Raw genomic sequence first — 16595 nt, 5'->3', positions numbered from 1 at the left:
CCATCTAATCCCGTTGAACGTAGTTGTCCGACCTCTGGGCGTTTTTCCCAGCCGCGGTTATGCGAGATCAAGTGCCGTTCCAGTTGTCGCAATTGATCCGAGACTCCCATCCATCATCTGACGAACCATTCTTGTATAGAGGGGCACCCGCACCAACCTTAGTAATAACTTCCCAGAAATCACAACCCCGACAACAGCACGCAGTCGCACCTCGGAAGGTAACAGAAATTTATGCGCTCCGCCGACGCAATCGTTGAATTTTTTTAAGCGCTCAAACTACCCCCCATGCTCGAAACCTCCCCCTCCCGGTCATCTCCCTCAGGCCGAGCTCCGCAACTATCCGCCGCGCCGCCTGCGGCGTCACCGAGAGCGTTTTCGCCGCCATCCCGGCCGATACCAACGGTTTTGCCATCACCAGTTCAACCAGCTTCGGCAATCTTGAGGAGGTTCGCCGCCCCTCCAATTTTCGATCCATCATCGTCTTGGCCAGCGTCAGCCGGTCATGCTCTTTCATGCCGATCTCGGCGGCCGCCAAAAAACCGTGAGCGATGGTGAGCAGCCGGGTTTCGCGATCGCGATGGCGGCGCCGATCCACGGGAAGGGTTTTGAGGCCGACATTGATGGCCGCGAGATGGGCGCCGGTGGTGATGCCGGCCTGGCGCAGGATCGAGGCGGCAAACAGTCGGCCGAGCCAGGGTGCGTGCTGAAGGACCGAAAGCTCGTTCCAGGCATCGAGGGCGATGATCGCCTGCAGCACCGTCGGCAAGTTTTCGGCTTGGCGCAGCACGCCGCGCCATTCGTCGAGTCGGGCATCCTCGTCCCAGTCGAGATCATAAACGAGCGGGTCTTTTTCGGCCGCAGCGCTGGCACGGCCGGGCCTTGTGGCGCTCTCGATCGCCGCCTCCGATCGGGCGAGCACTGCATCGATGGCCGCTAGGTCGACGCCAGGTAGGTCTTTGGCTTCGTCACCATCATCCCCCTCCCCTTCCGCGTCGACGGCGACCGCGGTCCTGATGACGCCGGCGGGCGCCACAGCTTCAGTGCCGATTGGATTGATGTCCGACGTTTGTCGTAAGTTTCGCATACCGTCTGCGGACAGAGCCCAGTCGGGCGACTGCCCAGATATCCGCCGGCGGGTGCGCAGCACGTCGCGAGCGATGGTGAGTTCGTGGGTTGGGGTGCGGGTATCGCGAAACGCGTCGTGAAGGACGAGGTCTTCGAGGTGAACAAGTTCGCCGTCGATCCACAGCGACGCGCAGGCATCGACGAAATTTTGCCGCTCAAGAAAACCGGCGCCGACCGAAGAACGGGCGATGCGCTCGTCGAGACGGGTGAGCGCGATGCCGGCGTCGAAAGCCGGCCGCATCAGGGCTGCCATGCTGATTTTCGAAAGATCGTAAGCCATTGATTTTATGGTAAACGATTTGCTAAGCGAACGCTATCTTAGATTTAATATCCATCACTGGGTGGCGTCTCCAACGCGACCAATCGCCCCCGATAAGTAACCCTTATCGATGGTTAGCCATCACCAGTCGTTTTCTTGCTATCTTGCGCGGAAGGCACTATGTTGAAGCTACCATTTGAAGAGGCACACCATGTCCGAACCCCAACTTTCCATCCGCAGCAGCAAGGCCCGTGATCTGGCCCATGCACTCTCCCGCCGGACCGGCCAGCCGATCAACCGCCTCGTTGAACTTGCGCTGGAGCGTTATGATGTCGAATTGAGGCAGCAGGATAAAAAGCACCCGTTGGATGCCGTATGGGAGCTTGCAGCAGAAGGCCGCCACAATGTTCCGGCTGGCACCACCTCTGCGCATGATGATCTTTATGATGAAAATGGTCTGCCTATATGATTGTGATCGATACCTCGGTTCTTGTCGCAATCGTCCTTGAGGAGCCGGAAGCAGAAGCATTCAAGTCGGTCCTACGGCAAGAAGAGATTGTGATCGGCTGGCCTACTCTGTTCGAAACCAGAACGGTTCTGACAGCTAAACGTTTTTCCAATGCAGCTGACATTGTTTCCCGGTTCGTTGACGCGCCAAATATCATGCCGATCGCCTTCAGCGAGAAGCACTATCGTGAGGCTGAATCCGCGCTAGACCGATACGGTAAAGGCCGCCATTCGGCTAACCTCAACATGGGCGATTGTTTCTCCTACGCAGTCGCCGCCGTGGCCAAAGCACCGCTGCTTTTCAAGGGCCGCGACTTTTCCCAAACCGACCTGAAACTGCACCCGGCATCTTCCATCACATGACGGAGGCTCACGACAGGGCTCTTGATCGCCGCGTCCAGCACCTCGACACAATCGCCGCTGTTCTGCCCATGGAACGTCGCGACGAACTTGCCGAGCTTCTGACCGATCAGGATGTCGAGACGCTGCGCCATCTGGTCAATGAGGGCATGGGTGCCAACACGCTGCGGGCGCTGACTTCCGATCTCGCCTATCTGCAGGCATGGTCGCTTGCTTCAACGGGGCTCTCTCTGCCGTGGCCTGCATCAGAAGCACTGCTTCTGAAGTTTGTCGCCCATCACCTATGGGATCCGGAAAAGCGTCTTCTAGATCCGGCCCACGGCATGCCGTCGGATGTCGAGGAAAAGCTGCGCATCCAGGGGTTCCTGCGAACAGTAGGCCCCCACGCATCCGATACCGTTCGCCGGCGACTGGCGACCTGGTCTACCCTGACCAAGTGGCGGGGGTTACAGGGTGCCTTCGCCTCCCCTGCCCTGAAGTCCGCAATCCGGCTCTCCGTGCGCGCGACGCCGCGACCGAGGAAGCGCAAAAGTGCAAAGGCCGTGACCGGAGACATTTTGTCAAAACTCATCGCGACCTGTCGCACCGACAGCCTGCGCGATGTGAGAGACAAGGCGATCCTGATGGTCGCTTTCGCCTCCGGCGGTCGTCGTCGCAGCGAAGTGGCGGGGCTGCGCAAGGAACAGCTCACTCCGGAAGATCCGATCCCTTTCGAAGGCTCATCTCCCCTGCCCTCGCTGTCCATCCATCTGGGACGCACCAAGACGAGTGGTGCCGACAGCGACGAGGTCGTCTACCTCACCGGTCGTCCCGTCGATGCGCTGAATGCCTGGCTAAAGGCTGGCAGGATAGACAAAGGCAGCGTGTTTCGAGCCATCGATCGCTGGGGCAATCTGTCCCGGCGCCCGCTCGATCCCAAGGCCGTCACCGACATCGTCAAGCAGCGCGCCGCCATGGCTGGTCTCGATCCACGAGAGTTCTCCGCCCATGGCCTTCGCTCCGGCTATCTCACCGAAGCCGCCAATCGCGGCATTCCCCTACCGGAAGCGATGGAGCAGTCGCGTCATCGCTCCGTCCAGCAGGCCTCGGAATATTACAACAGCGCAACCCGACGCAGTGGCAGGGCGTCGAGGATGCTCGATTGATCTGCCTTGTCTCGTGAGGGTGTTGCGGAAGCTATAGACAATGCGCAATTGAAGCGGTTGACCATCAGACTTTATAGATCGGCTGGTTGAAGGGTTAGGTGTCCCAAGCGATGTTCACACTGCGATGTAAAGTTCGCGATCGCTTCCGTCATTAAAGTAATGGACAGTGAGCAGTTTTCCATCTCGCCGCCAAACTCTCGCTACTCAAGCCAACAGGGGCAGCTCGCAAGGCTCACAGGACTGAGCCGCCTCTGCCCGATCTGTTTTGAAATGAGATCCGATCGGAGCCGAGTTCTAGCCCCTTAGCTGAGGACAATGCCGCCATCGACATTGAGCGTCTGGCCGGTGATGAAGGCCGCATCATCCGAGGCCAGAAAGGCAACCGCACCCACCACATCCTCGGGGTCACCAATACGCCGGAGCGCTGTCTTGTCCTGCCAGGATTTGCGGATTTCTGGATCATCAAGGTTTACACGGCCCATATCGGTCAGGATAATGCCGGGGCACACGCAGTTGGCAGTGATGCCATCCACGCCCACTTCCTGCGCCAGCACGCGGGTAAAGCCCATGACGGCTGCCTTGGAGGCGGAATAATGCGCCTGCTCCGGTGCCCCATGTTTTCCACCGATGGAGGCGATGTTGACGATGCGGCCATAGCCGCGCGCCTTCATGCCGGGGAGTGCCGCCTGAATGACAAGGAAAGTGCCCTTGGCGTTTACATCGAGAACGCTATCCCAATATTCTTCCTTCAGCCCCTCGACGCTGCCGGAAATCAGGATGCCCGCATTGTTGACAATGGCATCGATATGGCCGAGGGCGGCTTCGACCTTGGCGACCATGGCTTGTACCTCCGCCTTGCGGCTGACATCGGCCAGCGCGATGACGGCACGCTGGTCAAGCGCTTCGATCTCTCTGGCGACATCCCCTAGAGCTTCGGTTTGGCGCTCGATATCGTTCAGCGCAACGTCATAGCCGCGCTTGGCAAACCCAAGGGCGATGGCACGCCCGATGCCACGGCTTGCGCCTGTCACCAGAACGGTTCTGCTGGTTGCTGTCATCGTCGTGATCCTTTTCTAGAGTGCGGTATAGCCACCATCCACCGCCAACACAGTGCCGGTGATGAAGCTTGAAGCAGGTGAGCCAAGAAAAAGAACGGCATTGGCGATCTCGCGCGGCTCGCCCAGCCGCCCCATCGGCGTGCCCGCCATCCAGGCGGCGAACCATTCCGGATTGCTGCGGCCACGCAGGGTCAGCTCTGTCGCGGTATAACCGGGGGCCACGGCATTGACGCGCACGCCCGATTTTGCCCATTCCACCGCCAGCGATTTCGTCAGAAGGTTGGCACCCGCCTTCGCCGCATTGTAGGAAATCTGCGGCTGCGGCTGCACGACGATTTCGCCGCACATCGACGTGATGTTGATGATCGATCCTCTGCCTGCCTGAACCATGCGGCGGCCAAACACCTGCGCGCAATGGAACACGCCGGTGAGATCGATATCGATCACCTGCTGCCAATCCTCGACGCTCATGTCTGAGGCGGGCGCATTGCGAACGATGCCTGCATTGTTGACCAGAACATCAAGGGCAATGCCCTCACTTTCCAGCTGGCCTGCCACCGCCTCGACATTTGCGCGCCGTATAACATCGAGGGTCATGAAGCGGGCGGTAAAACCCAGTTCGCGAAGCTCGCCCGCTGCGCTTTCGCCTTCATGCTGATCCCTATCGGCCAGAATGACCGCAGCTCCCGCCTCGGCAAGTCGCCGGGCAATGGCAAGGCCGATGCCTCTCGCTGCGCCCGTTATCAGCGCCGTCTTGCCATCCAGCCGGAAATCTGCGTCGCTCATGCTTGAACCCCAGCGTTTGCGACGCTCTTCAGTGCGGGATAAAGTGCCAGATAGCGCTGGTAGATGTCGTTATAGAGCGCCATCTCGCGGGTACGTGGCTCGATGCGTTTTCCCGGACGAACCATCGCGGCAATACCATCATCGATGGAGCGGAAATGCCCCGCTCCATGGGCGGCAAGAACCGCCGCCCCGACGGAGGGCGCATCCCGCGAGGCGGGAACGCAGACGGGCAGACCCGCCGTATCCGCGTGGATTTGCAGCCAGAGATCCGATGCGCCTGCACCGCCGCCGACCGTGATTTCCGTGCCGCGATACCCGGCAGTTGCCATGGCATCCAGAATGGCGCGGGTGCCGAAGCCGATGCCCTCCATGATGGCACGAAAAATGTGGTGCGGCTCATGGGCAAGGGTGAGGCCGACAATCGCACCGCGTGACAGCGGATCGGTATAGGGTGTGCGATTGCCCTGAAAGTGATCCTGCACGATCAGGCCATCGCATCCCGGCTCCAGTTCGGCGGCCTTGCGGTTGAGTTCCGCCAGATCCATGGTGCCGTTCATCAAACGACCGAGCCAGGCAATGATTGAACCGGTCGAGGTCTGCCCACCCTCCACAATATAGCGGCCCGGATAGACGCAGTCGCGATAGGTGCCCCAGATGCCGGGCGCATGCACCGCCTGTTCGGTGACGCCGAACTGAAGATGAGACGAGCCGGTGATCAAGGCAAGCTGCCCCGGCTTTGCCACGCCAAGCCCGATCATGCCGATCAATGCATCGGCCCCGCCCTGCACCACTTTGACGGAGGGGGAAAGACCGAGTTCCTGCGCGGCCTTATGGCTCAAGGTAGCAATCACGCCGCCGGGCGGCACCACGCGCTGCGGCCATTTTTCCAGCAGCGCCGAAAGACCAAGGCTTTCCACCAGCGACTTCGCCCAGCCGCCGTGTTCAACCTGATAATGCCAGCGCAGCGTCACATTGTTCAGGCTGGCGGCCCGCTCTCCCGTCAGCCTGAGGGTCATGAAGTCCTGATACTCACAGATCGTATGAGCCTTTTCGAAGATTTTGGGCTCGTTTCGGGCGATCCACAACGCCTTGGGGATCATCCATTCCGCAGAAACGGGACCACGCCCGCCACCATTGAGGATCAGCGCCGGATCGCCGGTTGCCAGAACCGCATCGGCTTCGCGATTGGCGCGCACATCCATCCAGATGATCGCGGGGCGTAGCGCCTTTCCGTTTTCATCCAGCGCCACGACAGTGCAGCTGGTTGTCGCAAGCGTAATGGCCTCGATGTCGGAAGGCGAAACACGCGCTTGCGCAATCGCACCCTTGGATGCCTGCACGAAAGCCTTCCACCAGTCTTCCGGGTCCTGTTCGGCCCGGGCTCCCGCCGAAAAGCGCGTTTCATAGGGCACGGCGACGCTACCAAGGCAGCTGCCTGTCAAATCATAGACACGCGCCCGCAGGCTCTCGGTGCCGCCGTCAGCAGTCAGAAAGTAACCCATTATCTCCTCCCGCACCCTTGTTCCTCCCGGGTGCCAAGTCTCAAAATTTACTCTGCGCCTTGGCGCCTACCGCGTCACAATCCACCTCCCGCCCTTGTGGACGAAAGCAGGATGTCCTGAACGTCACGCGGCTGATCCCACTGTGGCATATGGCCTGAACGCGAGAGAAGATGGATGGCGACACGCGGCGGTAGCGCCTTGACCTGGCTCCACGGGATGATGCGATCCTCAAGGCCGAAAATGACTTTGACGGGTATCGAGGTCACCAGCTTTTGCAGCGCGGCGATGATATCCACACGCTGGCCGGAAGCGCCGTTGATAGCCTCTGCGAGAGCCTTGAGACGTCCTTGACCGAGTTGCTGGCTCAAGGTTTTCAAGGCAGCATCCGACAGCGCAACATCATTGACCGAGAGCCTGCGCAGAAGATGCGACAGCTCCCCCTTGGAAGAAACAGCCGCCATGCCCCGGATGAATTCGCTATCGATCTCACTGCCCAGACCCGCAGGCGCAATGAGGCTCAGGGAAGCAATGCTTTCCGGCCCTGACAGCGCCAGATCAACCGCAGCCACCGCCCCCAGAGAATGCGCAACAAGATGAAGCCGCTTGAGGTGTAGAGCCTGCATGAACTCAGGCAAATCGCGAGAAAGGTCTTCGCCAGACTTCGCCTCGATTTCCGTCAGGCCATGACCGGGCAAATCCACCGCAATCACGCGCTTGCCCGCCCGTTGCAATGCGGAAATGGTGGTCGCCAAGGTGGTTCTGTCGCCCGAAAAGCCGTGCAGCAGAAGATAGGTTTCGCCTCCACCGCCGCTATCGGAATAGGCAAGCCGCCCGGATTTCAGCGAAAGAAACTGCACGCCATCCCTGGCTGACGCTGCGATTGGGGTCACCTGCGCATTCCGCTCCAGCCCCAGCACATCCTCCTTTTCGATGCGCCCGCGCCTGCCCGTGCCGGTGATGCCGTGCAGATCAATGCCGTGCTGGCGGGCAAGACGACGCGCAAGCGGCGTTGCCCTGCGTTTCTCAGAGCCAGATGCGGTGCGCTGTGGGGCAGGTGTGGGTGTGGCGGCCTGCGACGAAGCAGCTTGCGGTGCGGGTTTGGCCTGCGCTGTTTCGCCCTGCGCATCCGCCTGGTGAACGAGAATGCGGGCAATGGGTTCGCCCACCGTCACCATCTCGTCTTCGTGGCGCAGAAGTGCCACCAGAACGCCATCGCTCAAGGCCGGAAATTCGGCAAGCGTCTTGTCCGTTTCGATTTCAACAATGGCCTCGCCACGCGTGAAGTGCTCTCCCGGCTGCTTCAACCATCTGGAAAGACGCCCCTCCTCCATGGTTTCGCCAAGGCGCGGCATGGGCAGATCCACTTCCACGCCAGCAGCTGCGGCAGGCTCGGGTGCGGGCTCTTCGCCCTCTTCGCGTGTCCAGTCCGGCCCCTCGCCCAGCTCTACGCGGGCAATCGGTGTTCCCACTTCGATGGTCTGATCCAGATCGACCAGAATTTCCGTCAGCTTTCCATTTCCCAATGCGGGAAATTCCGCCACGGTCTTGTCTGTCTCGATCTCGATGATCGGATCGCCACGGCTGAAACTGTCTCCCGGCTTGATCAACCAGCCGACGATCTTGCCCTCGTCCATGGTTTCCCCGAGACGCGGCATCTTGAGAAGTCGCTCGTTCATGACAGCATCTTCTCCGCAACCTCTGCAATCAGCGATGTGGAAGGCACGCTGCCGGATTCCAGCTCCTGCGAAACGGAAATCGGAATGTCCTCACCTGCCACCCGCACCACCGGCTGCTCCAGAAAATCGAAGCATTCTTCGGAAATGCGCGCCGCAAGCTCTGCCGCCACGCCTGAGGTCATGACCCCTTCACTGACCACCATGGCCTTTCCGACGCGTTCCACATGCTGGCGAACCGTATCGAAATCGAGCGGATTGAGCGTGCGAAGGTCGATAACGGTTGCTTCGATGCCCTTGGCCGCCAGCTTTTCTGCCGCCTCCAGCGCATAGATCACTTGCCGGGAATAGGTCACGATGACCAGATCCCCACCCTCGCGGCGCACGGCGGCCTTGCCCCAGGGCAGCGGTTCGGCAGTCAGATCCACCTCTTCCTTGCGGGTATAAAGCGCCTTGTGCTCGATAAAGACCACCGGGTCCGGCTTGGTCAGGCTCTGGCGCAGAAGGTGATAGGCGTCCTGCACGGTGGCCGGCATGGCAAGGCGAAGTCCCGGCGTGTGCATGACCCAGCCTTCAAGGCTTTGCGAATGCTGCGCACCGGCTGAGCGTCCGGTTCCACCTTGCGTCCTCAGCACCATGGGCACGCCAATCTGCCCGCCGAACATGTAGCGGATCTTGGCCGCCTGATTGGCCAGCTGGTCCATGGTCATGCCGAGAAAGTCGATATACATGAGTTCGGCAACCGGCCTCAAACCCGTCATGGCAGCACCCACCGCAGCGCCGATAATGGCCGGTTCGGAAATCGGCGTATCGATCAGCCGCTCCGGCCCGTGGGTTTTGATCAGGTCTTTGGTAACGCCATAGGCCCCGCCATAGCGGCCCACTTCCTCACCCATGACAACGATGCTCTGATCTTCGTTCATGGCGTCATCCAGCGCCTGACGCAGGGCGTCTCTGTAGGTCATCGCGGCCATTATATGTCTTCCCTGGCTAGAACGCGGTCAATACGGGTGCGAACGGGCTCCGGCTCCGGTTCCCCCACGGCATAGACATCGCGGAACATGGTGTTGAGCTGCGGTGCCTTGGACTCGACCGTGAAATCGATGGTCGCGTCCATTTCGGCAGCGATCGTACGGTCTGTCTCGTCCAGCGCCGGTTCCGTTTCCAGCCCCGTCTCGATCAGCTTGTTCCGTGCAAAGAGGACGGGGTCCTTCTTGCGGCCCTCGATCTCCTCCGCCTCATCGCGATAGGGGCTCTTGTCCATGCGTGCATGACCGAAGAAGCGATAGACTTCGACCGACAGGAAGCCGGGTTTGCCATTGCGCGCCTCATCCATCAGCCAGCGGGCGGCGGCCTGCACTTCCTCTACGTCCAGACCGTTGACGACGGTTCCGTTGAGGCCAAACGCCTTGGCACGTTGATCAAACGCGGTATTGCGCGTGGCCTGATCGATGCGCGTGCCCATGCCGTACTGGTTGTTGATGCAGACAAAGAGAACCGGCAGATCCCACAGCGCTGCCATATTCATGCTTTCATAGAGAATACCCTGCTGCATTGCGCCATCACCAAAGAAGGCGACGGACACGGAATCCTGCTTCAGACGCTTGCTCGATAGCCCCGCACCGACCACTGCCGGGATACCGCCCCCGACAATGGCATTGGCGCCCAGATGGCCAAGCGCCATATCGGCAATGTGCATGGAGCCGCCTTTGCCGTGGCAGTATCCGGTTTCCTTGCCGCCGATTTCCGCCATCATCCGCTTTGGGTCCGCACCACGTGCCAGGAAAATCCCGTGGCCTCGATGGTGCGTGGTAAAAGTATCCTGCGGCTTCATGACCGCGCAGACGCCCGCGGCACTTGATTCTTCGCCGATGGAAAGATGCAGCATGGAGCCAGCTGACTGGCCACGAACGAACAGTTCTCCCACACGCTCCTCAAAGGTGCGGATGCGCCGCATGGTGCGATAAAGACTGCTGAGATTGGTATTGGGTTTGAGGTTCATGGAGGTACTCCGAATTGAACTGGGCCGCGTCGCAATCACAGAAGCCGAAGCTTGGTGGTTCTGGAGACGATGGCGACAGCCACAAGGATGATCAGGCCCTTCACGATGCTCTGGATGTAGGTATCCATACCGATGAGGTTGAGGCCATTGTTGATGACACCGATGAACAGTGCGCCGAAGAAAGTGCCGATGACGGTAGCGGTTCCGGGCCGGATCATGGTCATACCGATGAAAACGGTGGCCAGGCCATCAAGCAGGTAGCGCTCGCCCGCATTTGGCTGGCCGGAGCCGAGGCGTGCTGCGAGCAGCATGCCTGCCACGGCGGCAAACAGGCTGCACACCACAAGCGCTGCCGAGCGATAAAAGCGCCCGTTGACCCCGGAAAGTTCAGCCGCCTTCAGGTTACCGCCGACCGCATATATGTAGCGACCAAAAATGGTGCGCTCCATCAGGAACCAGGCTAGGAACACGAAGAGCACCATGGCATAGGCAAGAACTGGAATACTGAGAAGCTGCCCCTGACCAAGCCAGAGATAGGTGTCCGGCAGACCGCCATAGATCGCACGGCCACCCGTTGTCATGAAGTTCAGGCCGTAAAGGATGGAGCCAGTGGCAAGCGTTGCGATAAGCGACGGAATGCCGATGAGCGTTACCAGCATTGAATTCACAGCGCCGACGGCGAAGCCAGCGGCAATGCCACCCAGAAGCGCCAGCGGCAGCGGCACACCGGAAATCAGCATCAGCGGTACCAGAATGCCGGTCAAACCCACGGTATAGCCGACCGAAAGATCCATCTCCTTCGCGCCGAAGCCGAAGGTCAAGCCCGCACCGACAATGGTCAGCATGGATATCTGCTGCACGATATTCAGCAGGTTGGAGGTGGTGAGGAACCGGTCTACCGTCAGGGAAAAGCCAAGGAACAGGATAACCAGAGCAATCAGCGTGCTGTATTTCAGCAGCCACTGGCTCTTGCCCTTATCTGTTGCGTGCGGACGAATTTCTGCCGCTGGGCGTGCCTGCGCGCTCATGATGTCACTCCTGCCATGGCTGCGATGAAACGGGTTTCGGAGAAGGCGGCTCTGTCGATTTCGGAGCCTGCCCTGCCGGAAACGAAAGGGATGACGCGATCGGAAATCTCGGCAATTTCCATGAGGTCCGAAGAAGCAACGATGATGGCCGCCCCTTCTGACGCCATTCGCTTCAGATGACGGTGGATTTCGCGCTTTGCGCCGATATCCACGCCTTCGGTTGGCTCGACGAAGATCATCAGGTTATAACGATCCGGCGTGCCGTATAGCCACTTGCCGATTGACACCTTCTGCTTATTGCCACCGCTCAGATCCTTGATCTTCTGGGCGGAGGAATGTGCCTTCACATTGAAGAGCGACATGGCATTGCGGGCATGCGTCTCTTCGCGGGCAGGAGACAGTATGCCGGTTTTAGCGAGCGCTCCGCGGGCCGGATGCACCATGGCAAGGTTTTCCCGCACATCCCAATCGCCGATCAGCGAGTTTTCCATCCGCTGGTCGGGAATGAAGGCCACGCCATTGGCCTTCATGATCCGTGCACTGAGATTGGAAACGGATTTGCCTCTAAAGAGCGTTGTACCGGAAATGAAACCTTCGCCCGTGTAGAGCGAGCGTGCAAACCCGAAATGCCCTGCCCCCGTCAGCCCAATCAGACCCAGGATTTCGCCTTCGCGGAGGCTTAAACCATCAACCTCGATACCACCAACTTTCCAGTTGGAAATCTGCAGGACCACAGGGCCGAAAGAGCGCTCTTCATCGGTGGCCTGCTGGCTCACCGTCTGGCCGCTTCGCTGCAGCATCAGGTCGACCAGCTGTGCCTCGGTCACCTCGGAGCCTGGAAGCGTGGTAATGTGCCGCCCGTCGCGCAGCACGGTAATGCGGTCGCTCAGCGCTTTGACTTCCGACAGGAAATGGCTGATCAGCACGACGCCGACGCCGCGCTTGGGTAGCGAGCGGATGATGCGCCAGAGGTTTTCCTTTTCGCGGGCCGGCAGTGTTGCCGTTGGCTCATCAAGGATCAAAAGCTTGATATCGCCGCGCAGCGCACGAACGATCTCGATCACCTTCTGATCGGCCATGGGCAGATACTCCACCGGCTCGGACAGATCGATGGATACGTCAGGAAACCAGTGGGCCATGAGGTCCGCCGCCCGCTTTTCCAGGCGGCGCTTGTCGATGATGCCGAGCCGGTTGCGAGGCTCGTCGCCCAGCAGAATATTCTGTGCACCGGAAAGGCTGGCGACGAGGCTGCCTTCCTGGGAAACATGCGCAATGCCCTTGCGAAGTGCATCGCCCGCGCTTGTCAGTTCGGCCTTCGCGTCGTTGATATAGAGCGCGCCTTCCGTCGGCTGCCTGCTGCCGCCGAGAATGCTGACAAGGGTGGTTTTACCCGCACCGTTTTCGCCGATCAGGCCGTGCACCTCATGAAAGGTGAAATCGGCATCCACATGATCCAGCGCCCGCGTACCGGGATATTGCATGGTAATTCCGGAGAGCCTGACCGACATCCCATCTTCTCCGTTTCAACGGTGCCACGCGGCATGAAGCACACGAGGCGAAAGGGGTGCGACCGGCCGGGCCAGCCGGTCGCCTGGTTACGACGTGAGAGTCACTTGGGCAGGAAGTCTTTGCAGTTCTGCTTGGTAACCAACGGCGCATCCAGATAAACAGTCTTGGACGGTATCACTTTGGCTGCGTCCTGCTTCTTGACGACGATATCCTCGATCCACTGACCGGCCTGTGCGCCCATCTTCTCGAAGGGCTGTGAAACGGTGGCAATCATCATGCCGTCCGGCTTGCAAACTTCGGCAACAGCATTTGGGTGTCCGTCGATACCGATGACCTTCACCTTGGTGAGGCCAGCGGCCTTGAGCGCATTGATCGAAGCCTGCGCAGGCTCATCCCATGGTGCCCACACGGCATCGATCTTGTCACCAAAGCGCGATGCATAGTCCTGCATGGTCGTCGTCGTATCTTCAAAGAAGGCAGTGTACTTGATGTTGTGCTCGGCCAGCACCTTCACATCGGGGTACTCTTTCAGGATCGTCGCCATCACATCACCGCGCTTGCGGGTGCCGTGGTGTTCGGCCATGCGCAGGAAGATGATGTTGCCCTTGCCGCCAAGTTCGTTCAGCAGATAGGGCGATACATCGGCGGACATGGCCCAGTTGTTGGTGGTGATGTCGGCCAGAACGCCCGTCACGTAACCGCTGTCGACGGTGATGATCGGGATCTTCGCCTTGACGGCCGCATCGATCGCCGCCCGCGAGGCGCGCAGATCCGCCATGGTGATGATGATGGCATCGACGCCGCGCGACGCTGCGTCCTGCAGGTTGGATGCTGTGCGCTCGCCAGAGCCGCCGCTATCCAGAACACTGACCTTCCAGTCCTTGGCGCTGGATTTGAGCCAGGCGTCAAAGCCAGCCTTTACCCGCTGTTCGGATTGGGCGGCAGCATTGGAATGAACCCAGGCGATGTTGGTGGCCTGAGCATTTACAAAACTCAACAGAAGGCCTGCGGCGGCGGCGAATGCCGTCCTCCGGAAAAACATAGACATTGCTGATCCTCCTCGCGGGTATGAGATTGACCCGCCCAATTTTTCGCGCTCCCTACGCGAATGGCATTAGTGATATTCACATCGTTACATTTGTCAACTACAATTACATTTGTCACAGGGAGGAAGGATTTTGAGCGAGAATGACGACGACCTGATGGTGCGCGTGGCCTGGTACTACTATGTCGGCGGCCTCAACCAGGAGATGACGGCCTCGCGGCTGGGGCTGACGCGCGCCCGTGTGAACAAGATGCTGTCCGAGGCGCGGGAGACGGGCTTGGTCAGCATCTCGATCGATCACCAGCGCGCAGGCACCATGCCGCTAGAGACAGAGCTGGAGCGACGCTTTGGCCTGGATTTCTGCATTACAACACCGGCTTTTGGTTTCACTGGATCAGACACTGGTTCCGAAGTTCGACAGCAGATCGCGTTCCGGGCCGTTGGCGTGGCTGCTGCCAATTATCTCAAGAAGCTGTTGATCGAGCAGGATCAGATAACCGTGGGAACAGGTTGGGGACGTACAATCGAACAGATGACGCTTCAACTTGCAGGTGTGAGAGCCCCGCACGCCCGTTTCATCTCCATGATGGGTTCACTGACGGCGAACAATGCCTACAACCCGTTCGAAGTGGTTCATAGCCTTGCACGGCGCACCGGCGGGGAAGGTTTTTTTCTACCCGTTCCCTTCATTGCAGACAGTATTGAAGACCGAAAGGTACTCATGTCGCAGCGCTCGGTGATGAAGGCTATGGAAATCGCTCATTCTGCTTCGGTCTGCTTCATCAGTGCTGGAGAGTTGACCGAACGGTCACTGCTGAGGCTGCAAGGCATGATCAGCAAGGCAGAGCTTGAGAGCCTGCGGGAGGCCGGAGCGATTGGAGATACCAACGGGATTTTCTTCGATGCGAATGGCCAGGAAGTCAGTCACAGGTTGAGTGAGCGAACGATTGCAGTCGGAATGGCCGAACTTAGAAAGATAAAAGTCGTGCTTCTTATAGCCGGTGAAGAAAAGGCAATCGCAGCTCGAGCCTTGTTACGCAGCGGGATAGTCAACGGCTTGATCATCGATGGAGATGCTGCGCAGGGGTTGGATACTATCGGAAAATGACTGTGTGTCCTACCGCGGCAAGTAGGTATGTGTTCAAGCACTGACAGTCTACCGTCTGTATTGCCCAGGCAGTCCTTGTGTCTGCTGTTCCACCGATTATACGCAAGAGCATTTGCTCTCGCGGGTCCACCAACCAACAGAATGGGTAGAAAGAATGGTTCTGTCGTGCTGAGGCAACACTACAGAACCCAACCTGTCACGTCCGGCAAGAGGCGGGACGCAATTCTGGACTGATGATGAAGACCGATGATCAGCGTTTGATGAAGGCACCGTCTTTCATAATCATCGGCATGTGCATGCCCTGACGTGTAAGAAGCGTCAGATCCTCTAGAGGATTGCCGTCGATCACGATCAGGTCGGCGAAAGCACCGGCGGTGATCGTGCCGATCTTGCCTTCCATCCTAAGCAGGCGCGCCGCGACGTAGGTTGCGGAAGCGATTACCTCCATGGCTGGTAGAACCCGGCCGCGGATAACGAATTCTTCCGACTGGTGCACATGCATGCCGCCCAAGAGGTCACTACCATACGCCATCTGCAGGCCGGCTTCTCGCATGATCGATAGCGATTCCATGCCCGCAAGGCGCACATCATCAACCTTGGCAACCGATGCGGCGGGCAGCCCCATGGCCTCCCCTTCGCTCGAAAGCTTGTCATAGGTGACCAGCGTTGGAACGGCGAAAGCTCCCCTCGCTGCGGCAAGCTTCGCGGTGTCGGGGCCGATCAGGTTGCAATGCTCGAGCGAATGCACACCGCATTCGACCGCGCGGCGAATGGCCTGGTCAGTGTAGAGATGCGCGGAGACATAGGTGCCGGCATTTTCCGCTTCCTCGACAACGGCCAGCAGTTCCTCTCGGGAAAAGCCGAGAAAATGGATCGGGTCGGTCGGCGAGGATACGCCGCCGTTCGCCATGATCTTGATAAAGTTGGCACCGCTTTTGATCTCCTCACGGGCGGCGCGGCGAACATCCGGAACACCATCGACGATACGGCCCAGAGCGCCGAGCGGGAAGTTGCGGAGCCGCACCGGATCGTCGTTGTAGGGACCGCGATAATCACAATGGCCGCCTGTCTGAGCCAAAGCCTTGCCGGAAATGTTGAGACGCGGCGTCGGCCAGGAGGCTTCCAGTGCAGCGGCAACCAGTCCGGAAGTTGCACCGCCGACATCGCGAACCGTGGTGAAGCCGCGATGGAGCATCTCCCCCATCAGCTTGAAGGCGCGCACCGTGACGAGCGGATCCGGAAGCTGGCCGTTGCGGCCAAGATCGGCCGTCGAGGCGACCACATGGACATGGGCGTCAATCAGGCCCGGCATCAGGATCTTGCCGGAGAGATCGATGCGCTCGGCGGAGACGCAGGAGAGCGAGGCGCCGACATCACGGATAGTGTTGCCCTCGATCAGCACGTTGACTGGATCACTCGGGCGATCGGCGGTGCCGTCAACGATACGGGCGTTCTCGAAGAGAATGTTTGTCATAAAATGTGTCCTGG

General features: G+C 59.5%; 15 protein-coding genes. 4 read left to right on the top strand and 11 right to left on the bottom strand.

All coding sequences use genetic code 11. The features are described 5' to 3' along the window. Positions 1-271 precede the first annotated feature (271 nt). A complete protein-coding gene (locus QO005_RS20400) occupies positions 272-1405 on the bottom strand; it encodes an RHE_PE00001 family protein (RefSeq protein WP_307159846.1) in 1134 nt (377 codons plus the stop codon). A gap of 190 nt (positions 1406-1595) precedes the next feature. Between QO005_RS20400 and QO005_RS20395 the strand changes: the two genes are divergently transcribed. From QO005_RS20395 to QO005_RS20385, 3 genes are read left to right on the top strand one after another with little or no spacing between them, the layout of a single operon-like run. Then, positions 1596-1853, top strand: a complete 258-nt coding sequence (locus tag QO005_RS20395) for a type II toxin-antitoxin system VapB family antitoxin (protein WP_307159845.1) — start codon at positions 1596-1598, stop codon at positions 1851-1853. Next, positions 1850-2254 (top strand): type II toxin-antitoxin system VapC family toxin, encoded by a 405-nt coding sequence (locus QO005_RS20390; RefSeq protein WP_307159844.1) that lies wholly within the window; start codon positions 1850-1852, stop codon positions 2252-2254. The genes QO005_RS20395 and QO005_RS20390 overlap by 4 nt, the downstream gene beginning before the upstream one ends. Beyond that, positions 2251-3396, top strand: coding sequence for a site-specific integrase (locus QO005_RS20385; protein WP_307159843.1), 1146 nt, complete (start codon positions 2251-2253; stop codon positions 3394-3396). Before QO005_RS20390 ends, QO005_RS20385 begins: the two co-directional genes overlap by 4 nt. A 302-nt stretch (positions 3397-3698) precedes the next feature. Here the strand turns inward: QO005_RS20385 and QO005_RS20380 are convergent, their stop codons facing one another. The 9 genes from QO005_RS20380 to QO005_RS20340 form a co-directional block, all read right to left on the bottom strand. Continuing rightward, positions 3699-4454, bottom strand: a complete 756-nt coding sequence (locus tag QO005_RS20380) for an SDR family NAD(P)-dependent oxidoreductase (protein WP_307159842.1) — start codon at positions 4452-4454, stop codon at positions 3699-3701. Positions 4455-4469: 15 nt separating this feature from the next. Then, entirely contained in the window at positions 4470-5240 is a 771-nt protein-coding gene (locus QO005_RS20375; protein ID WP_307159841.1) for an SDR family NAD(P)-dependent oxidoreductase, read from the bottom strand. After that, positions 5237-6742, bottom strand: coding sequence for an FGGY-family carbohydrate kinase (locus tag QO005_RS20370; RefSeq protein ID WP_307159840.1), 1506 nt, complete (start codon positions 6740-6742; stop codon positions 5237-5239). The genes QO005_RS20375 and QO005_RS20370 overlap by 4 nt, the downstream gene beginning before the upstream one ends. A 74-nt stretch (positions 6743-6816) precedes the next feature. Then, the gene (locus QO005_RS20365) at positions 6817-8418 is read right to left on the bottom strand and encodes an acetoin dehydrogenase dihydrolipoyllysine-residue acetyltransferase subunit (RefSeq protein ID WP_307159839.1); all 1602 of its coding nucleotides are present in this window, start codon (positions 8416-8418) and stop codon (positions 6817-6819) included. Further along, the gene (locus QO005_RS20360; RefSeq protein ID WP_307159838.1) at positions 8415-9389 is read right to left on the bottom strand and encodes an alpha-ketoacid dehydrogenase subunit beta; all 975 of its coding nucleotides are present in this window, start codon (positions 9387-9389) and stop codon (positions 8415-8417) included. The genes QO005_RS20365 and QO005_RS20360 overlap by 4 nt, the downstream gene beginning before the upstream one ends. Further along, positions 9389-10417 carry a thiamine pyrophosphate-dependent dehydrogenase E1 component subunit alpha gene (locus QO005_RS20355; RefSeq protein WP_307159837.1) on the bottom strand — a complete coding sequence of 343 codons (1029 nt, stop codon included), beginning with the start codon at positions 10415-10417 and terminating at the stop codon, positions 9389-9391. The genes QO005_RS20360 and QO005_RS20355 overlap by 1 nt, the downstream gene beginning before the upstream one ends. 35 nt (positions 10418-10452) lie before the next feature. After that, the gene (locus tag QO005_RS20350; protein ID WP_307159836.1) at positions 10453-11445 is read right to left on the bottom strand and encodes an ABC transporter permease; all 993 of its coding nucleotides are present in this window, start codon (positions 11443-11445) and stop codon (positions 10453-10455) included. Continuing rightward, the gene (locus tag QO005_RS20345; RefSeq protein ID WP_307159835.1) at positions 11442-12953 is read right to left on the bottom strand and encodes a sugar ABC transporter ATP-binding protein; all 1512 of its coding nucleotides are present in this window, start codon (positions 12951-12953) and stop codon (positions 11442-11444) included. The genes QO005_RS20350 and QO005_RS20345 overlap by 4 nt, the downstream gene beginning before the upstream one ends. 101 nt (positions 12954-13054) lie before the next feature. After that, the gene (locus QO005_RS20340; RefSeq protein WP_307159834.1) at positions 13055-14002 is read right to left on the bottom strand and encodes a sugar ABC transporter substrate-binding protein; all 948 of its coding nucleotides are present in this window, start codon (positions 14000-14002) and stop codon (positions 13055-13057) included. A gap of 130 nt (positions 14003-14132) precedes the next feature. Here QO005_RS20340 and QO005_RS20335 point away from each other — a divergent pair, with 130 nt between their 5' ends. Continuing rightward, positions 14133-15107 carry a sugar-binding transcriptional regulator gene (locus tag QO005_RS20335; RefSeq protein ID WP_307159833.1) on the top strand — a complete coding sequence of 325 codons (975 nt, stop codon included), beginning with the start codon at positions 14133-14135 and terminating at the stop codon, positions 15105-15107. A 250-nt stretch (positions 15108-15357) separates the two neighbouring features. Here the strand turns inward: QO005_RS20335 and QO005_RS20330 are convergent, their stop codons facing one another. Continuing rightward, positions 15358-16581: a metal-dependent hydrolase family protein gene (locus QO005_RS20330; protein ID WP_307159832.1), complete on the bottom strand. Its 1224-nt coding sequence runs from the start codon at positions 16579-16581 to the stop codon at positions 15358-15360. Positions 16582-16595: the final 14 nt, after the last annotated feature.

Source organism: Allorhizobium paknamense (genome assembly GCF_030815125.1).
GTDB lineage: Bacteria > Pseudomonadota > Alphaproteobacteria > Rhizobiales > Rhizobiaceae > Allorhizobium > Allorhizobium paknamense.
Note: the sequence above shows the minus strand (reverse complement) of the source record. Positions and strands in the feature narration are given on the sequence as shown.

Coding starts and splice junctions, on each gene's coding strand:
- QO005_RS20330 (WP_307159832.1), bottom strand. CDS start 16,581: ATGACAAACATTCTCTTCGAGAACGCCCGTATCGTTGACGGCACCGCC.
- QO005_RS20380 (WP_307159842.1), bottom strand. CDS start 4,454: ATGACAGCAACCAGCAGAACCGTTCTGGTGACAGGCGCAAGCCGTGGC.
- QO005_RS20360 (WP_307159838.1), bottom strand. CDS start 9,389: ATGGCCGCGATGACCTACAGAGACGCCCTGCGTCAGGCGCTGGATGAC.
- QO005_RS20400 (WP_307159846.1), bottom strand. CDS start 1,405: ATGGCTTACGATCTTTCGAAAATCAGCATGGCAGCCCTGATGCGGCCG.
- QO005_RS20340 (WP_307159834.1), bottom strand. CDS start 14,002: ATGTCTATGTTTTTCCGGAGGACGGCATTCGCCGCCGCCGCAGGCCTT.
- QO005_RS20395 (WP_307159845.1), top strand. CDS start 1,596: ATGTCCGAACCCCAACTTTCCATCCGCAGCAGCAAGGCCCGTGATCTG.
- QO005_RS20345 (WP_307159835.1), bottom strand. CDS start 12,953: ATGTCGGTCAGGCTCTCCGGAATTACCATGCAATATCCCGGTACGCGG.
- QO005_RS20355 (WP_307159837.1), bottom strand. CDS start 10,417: ATGAACCTCAAACCCAATACCAATCTCAGCAGTCTTTATCGCACCATG.
- QO005_RS20365 (WP_307159839.1), bottom strand. CDS start 8,418: ATGAACGAGCGACTTCTCAAGATGCCGCGTCTCGGGGAAACCATGGAC.
- QO005_RS20385 (WP_307159843.1), top strand. CDS start 2,251: ATGACGGAGGCTCACGACAGGGCTCTTGATCGCCGCGTCCAGCACCTC.
- QO005_RS20370 (WP_307159840.1), bottom strand. CDS start 6,742: ATGGGTTACTTTCTGACTGCTGACGGCGGCACCGAGAGCCTGCGGGCG.
- QO005_RS20350 (WP_307159836.1), bottom strand. CDS start 11,445: ATGAGCGCGCAGGCACGCCCAGCGGCAGAAATTCGTCCGCACGCAACA.
- QO005_RS20390 (WP_307159844.1), top strand. CDS start 1,850: ATGATTGTGATCGATACCTCGGTTCTTGTCGCAATCGTCCTTGAGGAG.
- QO005_RS20375 (WP_307159841.1), bottom strand. CDS start 5,240: ATGAGCGACGCAGATTTCCGGCTGGATGGCAAGACGGCGCTGATAACG.